The sequence below is a fragment of the Vibrio sp. M260112 genome (assembly GCF_036533775.1).
GTDB lineage: Bacteria > Pseudomonadota > Gammaproteobacteria > Enterobacterales > Vibrionaceae > Vibrio.
Genome location: NZ_JATABH010000007.1, coordinates 90,297 through 105,039 on the forward strand (window position 1 = coordinate 90,297; position 14,743 = coordinate 105,039).

Below are 14,743 nucleotides of genomic sequence, written 5' to 3' on the forward strand. Positions count from 1 at the left end.
TGAATCGCTCCCTTGATATTAATCATTGAGTGGTAACACCATGTCGGCGATGCCGTCCTCAAACTGAACATCGAGTTTAAAGCCGAGTTTTTGTGCCAGCATTAGCATTCCGCGGTTGGTTGGCATTGTCATCCCAGACATCTGCTTGGTGCCTTTGTTACGGCAGTACTCTATCACTTTGGTCATCAGTACTTTGCCCAAACCATTTCCTTTAAGATCTGAGCGAATCAAAATAGCGAACTCAGCATCTGTATTTTCTGGGTTAATCAGTGCTCGAGAAACACCGATAATAGGGCAACCTTCACGAGACTGACTGACTGCTACAAATGCCATCTCTCTGTCGTAATCGATTTGAGTTAAGTTTGCTAATGCCTCGTGATTAAACTCTCCGACGTCACTGAAAAATCGCTTGTAGAGATCTTCTTTAGAGACGTTGTGAATAAAATCGGCATGATAGGGCTCATCTTCAGGAAGTATTGGTCGTAGTAATACTTCTTCGCCATCTTTAAGGGTGATGAGTTCTTCCGACTCGACAGGATAAGGACGGATAGCGAGTCTCTCTTGAGCATCACCTTCATAGCGCTCTAGTATCAGGTCTGCATCTAAGATGGTAAAATTGGAACCGTTTGCCAGTACTGGATGTATATCCAGCTCATGAACTTGCGGGCAATCGACCACCATTTGAGAGATTCTTACCAATAACTCCGACAATCCATGAATATCCATTGGCTCTGGAAGTTTCTGAGGTCGAATCTTGCCATTTTTGATCGCTCGGATGATCAAGTAGCGAGCGAGTGCCATGTTGAGCGGAGGAAGGGCACTGGCTGCGTCTATCGACTCATCCCATTCAGAACCGCCTTGACCAATTAAAATGACCGGACCAAAGGTTTCGTCTGTTTTGACTTTAATTCGAATCTCTTCTCCGCCGGCCAGTTTAGCCATCCCCTGTACTAACAGACCATGGATATTAGCAGAAGGGTACGAGAGCTTCGTCCGATCGAGTATGGCTTCAGCCGCACTGGCTACCTCGGCACTGTTACGCAAATTGAGCATTACCCCCTGAACGTCAGACTTATGTGCAATATCAGGAGAACGAAGCTTGACCGCAACTGGGTAACCAATTTGCTCGGCGACATGGACGGCTTCACTTGAATCTGACGCTATCCAAGTCGGCAGGACGTTAAAATTAAAGTGGCGTAAAAATGGCCCAATTTGGTGTGTATCTAGAGACACTGTGTTTTTGTCCAGTAACTTTTCTTCAATCCACTTTTTCGCTTCATTTATCTCGGTCACGTGCACTGGCTCGGCAGTTGTGGGAGTTTCCATCAACTGTTTTTGGTTGCGCCTGTATTCCACAAGGTGCATGAATGCAACCACCGCGCTTTCAGGAGTGCGATATGTAGGAATGCCCGCCTGAGTAAAAATATCTCTTGCGGGTTTTGCGGTGAGTTCGCCTGACCAATTAGTGAGGAAGTTAAAGCGTTTATGCCTTGGATGGGATTTAATCGCCTCAACTAAAGCGAGGGCGGTTTGCTCAGATTGGGCGACAGCGGACGGACTGTGCATGATTAAGATCGCATCGGCACAGTCGGTATCCATCAGCGCATTAAGAGTATCAACGTAGCGGGTATGATCGGAATCACCGACCATATCAATTGGGTTGTTATGGCTCCAACTGGCTGGCAAGATCGTGCTGAGTTTCTCTATGGTTTCCTCAGACAGCTCAGCAAGTTGGCCGCCACGCTCTAGTAATGTATCGACCGCCATGATAGCGGGGCCACCACCATTAGTGATAATGGCCAGACGTTCACCCCGTAGCGGTACAGAGTGAGTTAGAGTTTCAACCGCTGCGAATAACTCGTGCGAATTGTTAACTCGCAGCATACCAGTACGTCTTATGGCTGAGTCATAAATAATATCGAGCGTATCGTCGCCACCAGTATGCGCCCTTGCAGCGATACGTCCGGCTAACGTTTTTCCTCCTTTTAGCACCAAGATCCTGCGGTTGCGTGATGCGGCACGAGCGGCAGACATAAAACGTCGAGCATCTTTAATGGTATCGACATAAAGCAAGATTGCTTCTGTATGCGTGTCGGTACTCAAATGATCGAGTAAGGCTGCAAAATCAATATCAAGCGCATTACCAAGTGAAATGAACGCTGAAAATCCGATGTTTTTGTCATTAGCCCAGTCGAGTATTGTTGTGCACATAGCCGCAGACTGAGAAATAAAAGCGATTTTGCCTTGTTTGGCAGTTACGGGCGAAAAGGAAGCATTAAAATTGGCCCAAGGTAAGATTAGTCCAAGGCTGTTAGGGCCTAGGATTCGCATGCCACTCTGTTTTGCTATTTCCAAACAGGCATCTTGGATGCTCACACCCTCGTCGTTGGCAAAATGCATATCGGCCGAGAGAACAATGACCATTTTTACCTTTTTGTGCGCCATTTGCTCAAAAAGCCGCTGATTATAGCGCGCATGGGTACATAGAATCGCAACATCAGGAACGATTGGCAGATCATCTATCGTGGGGTAGGCGAGTACACCACAAACCGATGAGTATTTCGGTGTGACAGGCATGATTGCACCTTCAAATCCACCATGTAATAGATTTTTCATCACGATATTGCCAGCGCGCATCGGCTTAATTGACGCGCCGATAACGGCAACAGAACGAGGTTTCAAAAGATGATTCAAGTGACTCATTACGGATGCTCCAAAGCGGGCGATGAAGAATATCCTATCTAACCTTGGCTGTGATTGCTTGGAAGATTTGATGTTGTTTTAATCAGATCACTTGGGTTCCAGCTCAGTTTGTGCCTTATGTCACAGAGTATTGATATATAATTAGAATGTTGGGTTGATTCTCAGCGTATCTAACGGCATGATTTACAGTAATTTCTAGTTAAGGCATTTGAAAATTTCATGAAAAAAATTGCGATTGTTGGCTTATCAATGGTGCTTTCTGCATGTGTGTCGAACAAATACGTTACTGACGTCAGTTCAGAAAGCTATCGTGAAGAATACAAAGCAGCGAAGGTTGAACAGCCTGTTGTGACACAGCAAGGAGCGACTGCAGACATTACTGAGAGCAATGTCGTGGCTATGGAGAAGCCAGTGGTTCAAACTAAACCACAAACTAAGCCAGCCGTAGCAATTATCCCGCCGACATCAAAACAACAAGCAATGAACCCACGCTATGGTTTCACGATTCAGGTCGTTGCGGTAGGTTCCCAAACAAAAGTGGATCACTTTGCGCGCAAACTTCCTCGCGATAATCAGCCGATTTGGGAAAACTATAAGGTGGTCAACGGTACCAAATGGTATACTGTGCTCTACGGTGATTACGCAACGCGTACCGATGCTAAAGCGGCAATAGCTGAACTACCTGAAGAATTCCGCACGCTTCAGCCTTTTGTTAAGAGCATTGACGAAATCAAGAACTCGCAATATCCAACACTGAACAAGCTAAATTAATCAAGAAGGGGCATCTAGCCCCTTTTTTCATGCTTAATTAATGGTCATTCAAACGGTATTGTTGCTTTTTACGGCCTAAAACCGTGTAAGTTAGCGTACTTTTTATTATCATGGCTAAACTAATCCCTCTGTTGTATCACGGAAAGATCTACTAAATGACTAATACGACAATTCTACTTCTTTGTGGCGGTGGCTCATCAGAGCACGAAGTGTCACTCGTTTCCGCTAACTTTATTCAATCTCAGCTCGAGCTTACACCAGAGTTCAAGGTTATTCGTGTCGAGATGAAAACAGATGGATGGTATACCGAGAGCGGTCAACTTGCGTATCTAGACACTAACTCAGGAACGATTAATACGGATAACGATTCGGTTAAGCTTGATTTCATTGTTCCGTGCATCCACGGCTTTCCTGGAGAGACTGGCGATATCCAATCTATGTTAGAGTTGGCTGGCATTCCGTATTTAGGTTGCGGCCCTGAAGCAAGTTCGAACAGCTTTAATAAAATCACGTCAAAACTATGGTACGACGCGCTAGGCATCCCAAACACACCTTACATCTTTTTATCAGATAATAATGAACAAGCATTCCAAGCGAGTAAGGAAGCATTTGAAAAGTGGGGCAGCGTATTTGTTAAAGCGGCTCGCCAAGGATCTTCGGTTGGTTGTTACAAGGTAACTAATATCGAACAGTTACCGCAGGCGCTTAACGACGCGTTTAGTTATTCTGATCAAGTGTTGGTCGAACAAGCAGTTAAGCCTCGTGAACTTGAAGTCGCAGCGTATGAATATCAAGGTAAGCTTTATATTTCTAAACCAGGCGAAGTCATTGCACCGGAAGATGCTTTCTACACCTACGAAGAGAAGTACAGCGCTTCAAGCCATTCAAAAACAGAAGTTGAAGCATCCAACTTAACTTCACAACAGCTCGAGATGATTCGCTCTAGCTCAGAAAAAGTATTTACTCAGATGCGACTAAGACATTTATCACGTATCGACTTTTTCCTCACTCCGGAAGGTAATATCTACTTAAATGAGGTTAATACTTTCCCGGGAATGACGCCTATTTCGATGTTCCCTAAAATGCTTGAAAACAATGGCCATAAGTTCGCTAATTTCTTAGCCGATTGTGTGCGTCGTTCACTTTAATTCCAAGGTTTGAAGCTTTTAAAAGCTAACCGTTCAGCAGCTGCTTGTGTCCTGTTGCCAAGATATTGATAGGGCATAGCAGCACTTTGCCATCGACCAAAGTGTTGAATTTCTTTTACTTTAACACCTTGATCGGCCATTTCTGCCACAGCGCCCACCCGAAGCGACTGCCCCGAAAACTGTAGATCCAATCCCAGCTTATCGCTGGCAGCCCTCAGTATGCGATAGATTGAAGAGTCATCGAGTGATGAGCTGTTTAAATTGCCGTGTTTATCAATCGCGCTGAATAGTGCACCTTGATGAAGGCCTCGGTATGTCAGCCACTTATTCATATACAGAGTTGCTTGAGATGATAACGGATACCGGTTTTGACCCAAGATCACGCCTATATTTTCTTCCGCGCAATCTAAATCTTGGAAATTGAGCTTCTTTAACTCTGAACGCTTTAACATGCACTCAAACATCACAAAATAGATAGCGAGATTACGAATATGGCTTAGCTGAGTAGAGTGGGCTAACTTCTCTGCAAGATCGTCTAGATGCCAGCGTGTAAAAGGTGTCGTAGATTTAGCGTCTTGCTTCTTATTGATACGAAGTTGCGATAGTACCGTTCTAACGGCGACGCTAGAGGTTGGGTCACTGTCTGCAAGAATTCGGTGAATAAGGCTTATTGTTACACTGTAGCGTTTTATCGTTGCTAGTTTTCGGTGTGTTGATTCTTTCTCCAGGAATAACCTGACCGCAGTGGCAGAAGCAGGTAGAGGAGATACATGCTTATTTACACAGAATGCAACAAACAAGTTCCAGTCTTTGCGCATAGCTAACAGTGAGTTACGTGCGTAGTTACCTTCTGTTAACTCATCGACATCGTCTACACTAATGCATGAAGAGAACTTTAAAACAAGGTTCTTTTTTAATGCTTCATCTGTGATGACACGAACAGTTTTCCTCATAATCACGCACTATAACCAATAAATGTGTACTAAATATACTTGAAAATGAGCAATTTACAATTATTATTAAACTTACTGTATAAGAAGATAATAATGATTATGGCTGCTGCAAATTATCGAGGCTTTACCCTCAAAACTGCTGGAAACTCTACAGAAATTTGGCAAGTTCAAATTAAAAATCATCTGCTGACAGGAAGCATGGCGGCGGTGAAGAAAAGTATTGATTGGTTTTGCGACACTGCAACAATCATTGATCCAAAAGAGTTTAGTTCTCTTGCCAATAAAAAGGCAGGATCAGGTAAACCATCCCAAGAAAATTTCCACGGTTTTACAATCAAGAATGATACTGGTGAACCCAATTCATGGTACTGCTTCTTCAATGGCCGCCTAATCAAAGGCGGAAAGCTTGCTATTCAAAAGCATATAGAGGCATACTTGCTGGCCAAACAGAAAGCGGAACAGCTACAGAAGAAATAATATGACTCTTGTATATAGTACTGACGTTGGTCGTATCAAACCAGAAGTTCAAAAGCCCGAAAGAGAAAAGGGTGATGGTATCGTTCGAATCGAGCGCCAAACTAAAGGTCGCAAAGGAAAAGGGGTTTCAATCGTAACAGGTCTAGATCTAGACGATGCTCCGTTAAAACTGCTCGCTGCCGAGCTAAAAAAAGTTTGTGGCTGTGGTGGTTCCATTAAGGATGGAAAAATTGAAATTCAAGGCGACGCTCGCGAAAAAATCAAAGTGTTCCTCGAAAAAAGAGGCTACACCGTAAAGTTAGCGGGTGGTTAATTCGCCTCAATTCCTCCTTCTGTAGGGCAGCTTGGCTGCTCTACTTACTTTCATGAATCATCCTTCCTTTCATTAGTTACCCGTTTTTATCGTCAGTTTTACTCAAATCAATATGCATTAGCCGCGAATCAAAATGATGGCACGCTGGTAACGTATAAACGACAGATAAGTAATGATCCTAATAATCAGTAATTCAATCTTTGATTATCTTACTGATTATTAGGTATTTTATGGTAAATCAATTATGTTGAATAACTTAGGCGATAAACGCAGTAGAGTAAGTCAAACGGGGCAATGGCTTAGCTGTATCATGTATATCATTTAACATAATATACATAATACGCACTAATGTGTAATGGTTCTGGGTGTGACAACGGCCAACACGCTCTGTGTGAAATCTGTGTCTTTTGAACAGTAACTCCCCCGACCCCATATATAAAAAACAGCATATCCGGCTTTTAATAATGGTAACGGCACGAAATAATCGTTATGGCTTGTTCATCGACGGCATAAACCAGTCGGTTGGTATCATCAATTCTGCGTGACCAGAATCCAGATAAGTTCTCTTTTAACGGCTCTGGTTTACCAATACCTTCAAACGGAGAGCGTTTCACATCGGTAATGAGCTTGTTGATGCGCTTGAGGGTTTTCTTGTCTTGGCCTTGCCAATACACATAATCCCCCCAGGCTTCATCGGTCCACGCCAATAAACGGCGCTCACTACTCATCGATCAGATCTCGCTGGGTTGTTTTCCCCGCTCGATACTGTGCGATAGAACGATTCAAATGCTCTGCATTTTGCGGTGAACGCAGCAAATGCACGGTTTCCATCAGACTGTTGTAATAGTCTAAAGACATCACAACGGCATCTTCAGCATCACGACGCGTGATGACCGTGGTGTCAGCGTCGTTCACGACACCATCCAGCACGGCTTTAAGACCATTTCTAGCCTCAGTAAAAGAGACAACTCTCATAGCACCTCCACATGTACAGTTAACAGAACAAGTATAAACCTACACGTTAGACATGTACACTTTAAAGTACATCTAGAAGTTAACAGTATGCTTAAAACCCCATAAGTCTAAAGTAACTATCCCACTCCCCAGAAAACATCAATTTGTAAGTATTTTCAGTTGTAATGTGCGTTGAATGTGACGCACAAAAAAGCCCACGTATGTGGGCTCGTCGTTTAGTCATGCCTGAACTTGAAGAGTAATTCTCCCATACCTATGCCGTTAAAAGGTAAATAGTGTTGCTCAGTAAGTTGAGTCAGTGCTTTCTTATCGTCTTCGGTCAATTCAATCAACGCTTTATCTTGTTTGCTTGTGGCTAGCTCTCCGTAAACAGGGATATTCAACCAACCTTCTTTTTTCAACATAGTTAAAGCGTGTTGTTCATTTTCGCTTTCAAGAGTATCGATAAGCTTATCTCGTTCAGAATCCAGGCATCTAGACTCTGCCAAGCTATATAAATAAACCACAACACTAGCTTGTTTTTCTCGTGGTAGAGAAAGCAGCCAATCATTGACCGGATATGGGTTATTCGTGCGGTTTTCTTTGTCCCCACACTCATCAAACTTTTGCATAAAGCTTGTATATGCTTCTATTGCAGTAGCGGATTTAAGTCCCAAATGTGCTGGAATTTCAATTTGAGCATAAGTCAAAGAACATCCTATGAGAGCAAAAACACTACATAGCTTGATACACACACTTCCAAAACTCATGCTCTGCTCCTTGAGATTTTAACCATTGATTATACGCAATTTTTTCAATTTGTTTTCTGTGAACCTTGCTAATAGAAGTCATTACTCTAGCAAATCCCTCCCAATCATACGTTGCAACGTTCGTCAGCTTTTCATGAGGTTGACCTTTTAGAAAAATATCAAAAAACGGGATCACGGCGATCACTTTCGCTAACAGGTTCGCGCTTTCTATCGTATCGATAATCTCTTCTACCGCTTTAATACCCGATACAGATAAACGGTCTGGATCCATTTCACACTGTGCAATATTTATCATGATCAAGCCTCTACAGGGTTCCGCCAATCGTCTGTGCCATAAGTACTCGCCATATGGTGCGCCCACTCTATTTTGCGGTAGTTGAAAAACAGGTTTACGAATTGGTTGATATTGCTTGCTTTATCCTCTCTGGAATCAGGCAAAAGCACTTGAATTTCACTAAGACGAGCGTTTGTTAATGATGTCGTGAAAAAACGTTCCTGTCTCCCACTCAATGACATTCGATACCAGTCTAAGGAGACCGATTCTATGGTCTCACCTTGGCATAATGCATTGTACAGCAGTGGTAAAGCGCTCGTGATTTCACAAGTCACTTTTAATGGACCATGAACACGCTGTCCACTAGGTTGACCACTTTGTCGGTCTGTGGGGGTAAGAATCAGATGTCCAATACTTTGAACTAATATTTCGTGTTGGTGAGTTTCGACCGCCCCATCGCCTACAGAATCGTGTGAACCAGCGTTTCGGGTAATTAACCCTTGATTGGTTCCTATTATGGTTAAGTAACAAGGTTGTGGCATCGTTAAATATCCAAACGGTTGTATACGTCCATCGAGCCTATCAAATCGCTTGTATTCACTTCAAGTCAGGGCTTGGTGTTAATGAACGCATATCACTGTGGGACAATATCTCACTCGCTGATGCCACAAAAACGCCTCAGCACTGCTAGAATCCAGCCTCGCAGAGACTAACCGCACCAGTGGCGATCAATGCCACTGCAACCCAGAGAAGCCAAACATGCTATGCGCAGTCGCGAAGACTGAGCAGCGAGCATAGCAGTGTTGGCGTTCCTATCGCTTGCAGAGAATCAATCGAGAGTCGAGATTGATTACCCTTCCCTACGTTCCGCAAACGCAGTGCGCCAGTGTTTGAGCGTTAGCGAGTCAACCCCGTATAGTAATACGGGGTGAAAGTCTGGATTCCAGACGAATGGATAGCTCTTTCAAAATAAATGCAACCAGTGGCATTGCGCGCGGTTTGGTGTATTTTGTTTCTGCTTAAAAACAGTTACTTAGGAGAGAAAATGAAATTAGAAGTTACGGAAATTAAAAATTGCGGTACTTTAAACCAAGAATACGTAAAAATCTCAGTTACATCGGATTGTAATCTTTCTTACTATCTTTTAACCGATACAACTTATACGTCAAGCGACACAATTTCCAATAAACTACGCCATGTCTACTGGTTTAGAAACAAAGAGGTGAAGAAAGGCGATACGATTTACCTCTATAGTTGCAAAGGATCCGATTCGTCTAACTCCGGTACACACAAGTTTTATTGGAATTTAGGTAAGTCAGTTTGGAACAATGATGGTGATGCAGCAGTGTTGTTCAAAATCAGCACATGGAAAACCACAAAGGCTTGATTCTTCTCTCGGAGCCTTATTTATTGTAGCTACGTACGCAATCGCCCTAGCAAACTTCAATAGTTTGGAACTAATCTTGAGTTCAAGCTCCGACTTGATTTGAAGTGTAGCATGCAAGTCTACATTGGAAGAGAGCATCGAATTTACTTTTTGCGATTAACTGTCAAAACCAGGGCAAAAAAAACCTCACTTTTTGCAAGTGAGGTTTTGACAGTTTATAACTCTAGATAGTTCTAGATAACTTCTGTAGATTGTAAAGCCATTTTACCTCCTACTCCTTAGGAACTAAGAACAGTATATAGCCTTGCCCCGGCAGTAGCAAGTGATCGGAATCTGCAAGATTCCACCGTTCATAGCCCTCACCAGTGTCTTCAATATAGTGATTTTCTGGCAAATCACCTAACCCAAAACGCTCAAAGATAACTTTATAACCTTTGTCACTTTTTACTTCTATTGTGGCTCCTTTAATATATGTACTGATGTAGGCCTTGATGTACGGCTCTGTTTTTAAGTCTTGCGTCCAAGAAAGGACTCTTTCAAATTTGACTGTTTTTTGGTCGCTACATCTTCTGTGTTTCGCGTAATCGTTTAACTTAATTTCACATACTCGTAGTGTAGGATCTGATTCATGTTCTACAAATGCATCATTTGTATAAGAAACGCCATTTAATCTCAAAGCAGATAGCTTGACATCCCCAGCTTCTGTTTTTAACGTTTGTTTTAGCTTGGGCTCATCTACGTATGGTGATACCACTACTTTGTAATTTGAGGTACAAAAAACACTCAAAGTATTATCAGTCACTACAAGCTTATACTTAGAAACGAAATCTTCAATATGGTAATCCATTGACTTTGAAAAAAATTGTTGTTCAATCTTTTCAACTACCTCTTCGTGGTTACTAGGTAGAATTTTGGAGATTAAAGCGTTGGAAATTACCTTCCATTTTTGAATGACGGGTATACCATTCTCGATATTGCTTGGTTCGTAAAACACATCATAAATATGTTTTTGAAATACTTGCGTGAACTGAGAGGATTTCATTATTGCAGCAAAAACACCGGCTCCAAGAATTGCACTACCAACCTTAAGTACAGCTTCACCTGCACCACCTGCGATAAGCTGATCAATTTCGGCACTTAAAACCGAGCCAATAAACATGAAAAAGAGTCCTGCGATAAACATTATTAACGTGAGATTTTTTGTTACAGGACTTAGTATTGAGTTCCTAAAAAAGGACTTCGCGGTATCAAACATATGTTAAGCCTTAATTATCTAACCGACATTATTAGTTTTATATACAAGGTGCGAACTTTATATCTACTAGAAAAAAAAACAAGCTACATTTTCAGTGTTTTTCTTGCACTAACGTAACCAAATATTTTGATGCGTGTTTTTCATTCCACTTCGGTGCCTTTTCTATTAGCACGGTTCCTACAAATACCTTATGAGAAGTTAGTCATCATAAGCCTCAACAGGCTTTCAGAACATCATAACCTTTGTCCAATAATTCAACTGTTTCGCATTTTTAAATTAAAGTTTACTTTAGTATTGCTGATTGCCCTCGCAAGCTTTATGAGCCTAGTGGCCGTTTTAATTTCCAGATCGGAGTTTATTTCTAGCAATCCAATCCCCGCAAGTATCTGTTGAGGAGATACTTGTTGTCCTGTAGGGAGTTCTAACCTTCCCCTGTTCATTCTGAAACCTTGCCACTCTTCATTGTGCGAGAGTTCCAATCGACTCTGGTTACGCATAAGCCTCTTACATTCTTTGGGAATATCGTAACCCCTGTCCCATTGCTTGACTGTCCTCACACTTTTAAAACAAAGTTCCGCTGTCTCTTCGACTGTTAAGCCGCATTCAAATTCACGAAAAAAGTAGTTTTTGGTCATTTCGTGATACTTCATGATTTACTCTCGCTAAAGTGCAAGAGTTATAAATTAATGTGATACCAGCTCCATTGAGCATAAGGGCACGCAATACGCATTGAGCTTGTGTGTGTGCAATTTGTGTTACGCACAAAAAAGCCCACGTATGTGGGCTAGTCGTTTAGTCATGCCTGAACTTGAAGAGTAATTCTCCCATACCTATGCCGTTAAAAGGCAAATAGTGTTGCTCAGTAAGTTGAGTCAGTGCTTTCTTATCGTCTTCGGTTAATTCAATTATCGCTTTATCTTGTTTGCTTGTGGCTAGTTCTCCGTAAACAGGGATATTCAACCAACCTTCTTTTTTCAACATAGTTAAAGCGTGTTGTTCATTTTCACTTTCAAGAGTATCGATAAGCTTATCTCGTTCAGAATCCAGACATCTAGACTCTGCCATGCTATATAAATAAACCACAACACTAGCTTGTTTTTCTCGTGGTAGAGAAAGCAGCCAATCATTGACCGGATATGGGTTATTCGTGCGGTTTTCTTTTCCCTGAGACTCTAACCATTGTTCAAAAGCTATGTCAGCAATCACCTTTCTCTGTATGTCATTTAGATTATGATGTGCGCTAGCCTTACTATGCATGGTTACACCGTAACGCCAATATTGCGCCCGATGGATTAGGGACTAACCAGAAAAGGCAATTAACCCCTAATACCCCATCAAATTTGTTACAGTGTCACTATTTTAGAGCTTGCTTAACCGGTTCTAATTGCCAATCGTTGTAAGCATATGAGCGCGCGCCGGCCATATAACGTAGGTTTAAATTGCGATTTGAAAGCAGTATTTCAACGAATAGATCGTTCTCGCTACGGCTAACAGGCGTAAACCTCAGAATATCGCCATGACAAGTTCTTGCAAACTCCAGGGGCGTTCCATTCGCAAGAATACTAACACTCTCATTATCGACGAAATACTCACTGCTGCCGCACTCTACTCCTCGAAGGGTCAAAGAAAGTTGCTTTTGCTTCGCCACCTCTAGCGTGGGCAAAGCAATAGACTCTGCGATAACGTCTTGTTGTTTCGCGATTACTGGCGAGGCAGTTATAGCCAAAAAAACAGCGGCTAGGCTGAATTTAGTTCGTAGGTTCATTATGTGTTCCTGTGATTCACTATATTTCTAAGCCTATCAGAGACATCACAAAATGGAATCCAATTCATCAACTAGTGTGAAGTTTTTTCAGTACTTTCAAACCACAACACCAAACTTCTGTAAACAAACAGCATATCGATGCCATGAGATTACGATTCGGGAATCGTTACGCCGCAACCCCACAGAACAATACACTGGGTGACAGTAAGCGCTTGCACACAGCACTTTCATTTATGTAACTTAATTACAAACCATGTTTATTGGTAATCGCCAATAGCACAAAATACCACGCTAAGTTATTGAAATAATTAAACAAACGATAATCACTAGCCATTACCGAGCAGACTTTCAGCAACTTACAGAATCGATGATTTTTAGTTGATTGAGCTACGTACGTCGGAGTGGAGGATTTTCGTTATTGTTTGTTGGTATGAAGATTTAGTTATAGTGCGCCTTGGTCTAACAGGTATAAAAAAAGAGCAGTTCCCTGCTCTCTTTATAATGTTTAGTATTTTCTCGTCGATTACTGTTTGGCAGCTTTTTCTCGAATCTGTTCAGCGACAACTTTAATCGCTTGTGCTGTGCTCATGCCCTCTGCCATTAGTTTTTGAATTTCTTCGACTGCTTTTTGTTGTTGTTCGTGTGTCAGTGGTGGCAAATCGTCAAACATAAAAAAAGGCTCCTGATATTTTAGGAGCCGACTATAGTACGAATTACAGAGAAAGGCTAGTGACCTACCCTAACGATTTAGTTAGTAGCTTGTCAGGAAGTTAATGTAGGCTCCCATTGAATTTTCGTTGGTGTAACTCGCACCTATATCAAGTTGGAATAGGTTCAATGGAGACAAGCCGATACCAGCAGTAACCGTGTCATCTAGATTGTCGTAAGCCAGATTGCGATTCCAACCTGCACGCAGTTTTAACTGGCGCATGATGTCAATCTCACCACCTACTCTTAACATCTGAGTGTTGTCGTTAAAATTGGTGTAGCGCTCTTCTTCATTTAAATCGTAGTCAACACTAATCGTTGCGTAATCTGCAACCAATCCAACACCCACGGTATAAAGTGGTCTCATCTGGTATGAGTAACTAACAGGATCAAATGTACGGCTTTGCGTGGCATCGATTTTAGAAGTCACGGAAGAACCAGCCAACTCCTGAGTATTAATGTCACGAGAGACTAAGTTTGTTGCAGCAAAACCAACTCTGAGCGGGCCATAAAACCAAAGAAAACCAGCGTCCATATTGAACATGGTTTCACCAGTGCCGTTATCGCGAATGTCTTTAATGTCGTAGTTGTTCAAGTTAGCTGAATATACATAAGTGTAGATCCGCTGAAGCTTTGGTGTAATACCGAATGAAATGTGTTGGCCTAAGAATGTCTGATATTTAGCTAATGAAATACCCACTTCCGTCACCCCGACACCAACAGCATTTACTGCACTTAGTTCTGCATTTATGGCAGGATTAAGTGCTGGGTCGATACCACTGTTAGCACCTTTGTAGATATCTGTTTGCGCAAATGACTCTGCATAGGCTTTGCCGAACACATTCGCTGCTACATATCGGTTTGGTATTGCAAATGCAACGACACCACCAAATTCAAGTTTTGCAATGTCACCTTCTAGAGCGTTTAAGGTCGTTCCTAGTTCTGATATGTTTGAATAGTCACCACCAATCGCTTTGTCGATTAAGCCTGCGGCCTTGTCGAGGTCATCAACCATCATATGTTCATCGCTATACGATAAACCAAAACTTGGTGTGATCATGCCAACGTCATCATTACGACGATAGATTGCAGTGAGTGCTGGGTTGTAGAAAGGAGCAGTTAGAAAATTTGCCGAGACAACGCCAACGCCACCCATTGCATCTCCGCGAGCTTCAATCGCGTAGTTAGCTGCCAAAGCCGTTCCCGAAGCCAAAGCGATAGACAACGATAAGAGTGTTAGTTGTTTTTTCATATCGGTATAAACT

18 protein-coding genes are annotated in these 14,743 nt (G+C 42.3%); 5 read left to right on the forward strand and 13 right to left on the reverse strand.

The window, feature by feature from the left end; all coding sequences use genetic code 11:
* Positions 1-18 precede the first annotated feature (18 nt).
* The gene (locus tag QTN95_RS05285) at positions 19-2,703 is read right to left on the reverse strand and encodes a bifunctional acetate--CoA ligase family protein/GNAT family N-acetyltransferase (protein ID WP_138971489.1); all 2,685 of its coding nucleotides are present in this window, start codon (positions 2,701-2,703) and stop codon (positions 19-21) included.
* 219 nt (positions 2,704-2,922) lie between these two features.
* Between QTN95_RS05285 and QTN95_RS05290 the strand changes: the two genes are divergently transcribed.
* Both QTN95_RS05290 and QTN95_RS05295 read left to right on the forward strand, forming a co-directional pair.
* The gene (locus QTN95_RS05290; RefSeq protein WP_138971490.1) at positions 2,923-3,474 is read left to right on the forward strand and encodes an SPOR domain-containing protein; all 552 of its coding nucleotides are present in this window, start codon (positions 2,923-2,925) and stop codon (positions 3,472-3,474) included.
* Positions 3,475-3,629: 155 nt separating this feature from the next.
* Positions 3,630-4,622 carry a D-alanine--D-alanine ligase gene (locus tag QTN95_RS05295; RefSeq protein WP_331416612.1) on the forward strand — a complete coding sequence of 331 codons (993 nt, stop codon included), beginning with the start codon at positions 3,630-3,632 and terminating at the stop codon, positions 4,620-4,622.
* On the opposite strand, the gene QTN95_RS05300 is transcribed toward QTN95_RS05295, so the two are convergent.
* Positions 4,619-5,575 carry a tyrosine-type recombinase/integrase gene (locus tag QTN95_RS05300; RefSeq protein ID WP_331416613.1) on the reverse strand — a complete coding sequence of 319 codons (957 nt, stop codon included), beginning with the start codon at positions 5,573-5,575 and terminating at the stop codon, positions 4,619-4,621. The genes QTN95_RS05295 and QTN95_RS05300 overlap by 4 nt on opposite strands.
* 99 nt (positions 5,576-5,674) lie before the next feature.
* On the opposite strand from QTN95_RS05300, the gene QTN95_RS05305 reads away from it, so the two are divergent.
* On the forward strand, positions 5,675-6,052 hold the full coding sequence (locus QTN95_RS05305) for a DUF3319 domain-containing protein (protein ID WP_331416649.1): 378 nt from the start codon (positions 5,675-5,677) through the stop codon (positions 6,050-6,052).
* A gap of 1 nt (position 6,053) precedes the next feature.
* Complete coding sequence (gene yciH / locus QTN95_RS05310; RefSeq protein ID WP_331416614.1) at positions 6,054-6,365, forward strand: stress response translation initiation inhibitor YciH; 312 nt, start codon at positions 6,054-6,056, stop codon at positions 6,363-6,365.
* A gap of 458 nt (positions 6,366-6,823) precedes the next feature.
* Here the strand turns inward: yciH and QTN95_RS05315 are convergent, their stop codons facing one another.
* From QTN95_RS05315 to QTN95_RS05335, 5 genes are all read right to left on the reverse strand, one after another.
* On the reverse strand, positions 6,824-7,093 hold the full coding sequence (locus QTN95_RS05315; RefSeq protein WP_331416615.1) for a Txe/YoeB family addiction module toxin: 270 nt from the start codon (positions 7,091-7,093) through the stop codon (positions 6,824-6,826).
* Positions 7,086-7,340, reverse strand: coding sequence for a type II toxin-antitoxin system Phd/YefM family antitoxin (locus QTN95_RS05320; RefSeq protein WP_138971495.1), 255 nt, complete (start codon positions 7,338-7,340; stop codon positions 7,086-7,088). The genes QTN95_RS05315 and QTN95_RS05320 overlap by 8 nt, the downstream gene beginning before the upstream one ends.
* Before the next feature lie 215 nt (positions 7,341-7,555).
* On the reverse strand, positions 7,556-8,089 hold the full coding sequence (locus QTN95_RS05325) for a hypothetical protein (protein WP_331416616.1): 534 nt from the start codon (positions 8,087-8,089) through the stop codon (positions 7,556-7,558).
* Positions 8,055-8,384, reverse strand: a complete 330-nt coding sequence (locus QTN95_RS05330) for a hypothetical protein (RefSeq protein ID WP_331416617.1) — start codon at positions 8,382-8,384, stop codon at positions 8,055-8,057. Before QTN95_RS05330 ends, QTN95_RS05325 begins: the two co-directional genes overlap by 35 nt.
* A 2-nt stretch (positions 8,385-8,386) precedes the next feature.
* Positions 8,387-8,905, reverse strand: a complete 519-nt coding sequence (locus QTN95_RS05335; RefSeq protein WP_331416618.1) for an Hcp family type VI secretion system effector — start codon at positions 8,903-8,905, stop codon at positions 8,387-8,389.
* 503 nt (positions 8,906-9,408) lie between these two features.
* On the opposite strand from QTN95_RS05335, the gene QTN95_RS05340 reads away from it, so the two are divergent.
* A complete protein-coding gene (locus QTN95_RS05340; RefSeq protein WP_331416619.1) occupies positions 9,409-9,750 on the forward strand; it encodes a hypothetical protein in 342 nt (113 codons plus the stop codon).
* 271 nt (positions 9,751-10,021) lie between these two features.
* Here the strand turns inward: QTN95_RS05340 and QTN95_RS05345 are convergent, their stop codons facing one another.
* From QTN95_RS05345 to QTN95_RS05370, 6 genes are all read right to left on the reverse strand, one after another.
* Complete coding sequence (locus tag QTN95_RS05345; protein WP_331416620.1) at positions 10,022-10,909, reverse strand: hypothetical protein; 888 nt, start codon at positions 10,907-10,909, stop codon at positions 10,022-10,024.
* A 350-nt stretch (positions 10,910-11,259) separates the two neighbouring features.
* The gene (locus tag QTN95_RS05350; RefSeq protein ID WP_331416621.1) at positions 11,260-11,655 is read right to left on the reverse strand and encodes a regulator; all 396 of its coding nucleotides are present in this window, start codon (positions 11,653-11,655) and stop codon (positions 11,260-11,262) included.
* Between the two features lie 142 nt (positions 11,656-11,797).
* Positions 11,798-12,262 carry a hypothetical protein gene (locus QTN95_RS05355; protein ID WP_331416622.1) on the reverse strand — a complete coding sequence of 155 codons (465 nt, stop codon included), beginning with the start codon at positions 12,260-12,262 and terminating at the stop codon, positions 11,798-11,800.
* 97 nt (positions 12,263-12,359) lie between these two features.
* Entirely contained in the window at positions 12,360-12,770 is a 411-nt protein-coding gene (locus QTN95_RS05360; protein ID WP_331416623.1) for a hypothetical protein, read from the reverse strand.
* Positions 12,771-13,293: 523 nt separating this feature from the next.
* Positions 13,294-13,440: a YoaH family protein gene (locus tag QTN95_RS05365; RefSeq protein WP_006880120.1), complete on the reverse strand. Its 147-nt coding sequence runs from the start codon at positions 13,438-13,440 to the stop codon at positions 13,294-13,296.
* A gap of 81 nt (positions 13,441-13,521) precedes the next feature.
* On the reverse strand, positions 13,522-14,730 hold the full coding sequence (locus QTN95_RS05370) for a conjugal transfer protein TraF (protein WP_331416624.1): 1,209 nt from the start codon (positions 14,728-14,730) through the stop codon (positions 13,522-13,524).
* Positions 14,731-14,743 lie beyond the last annotated feature (13 nt).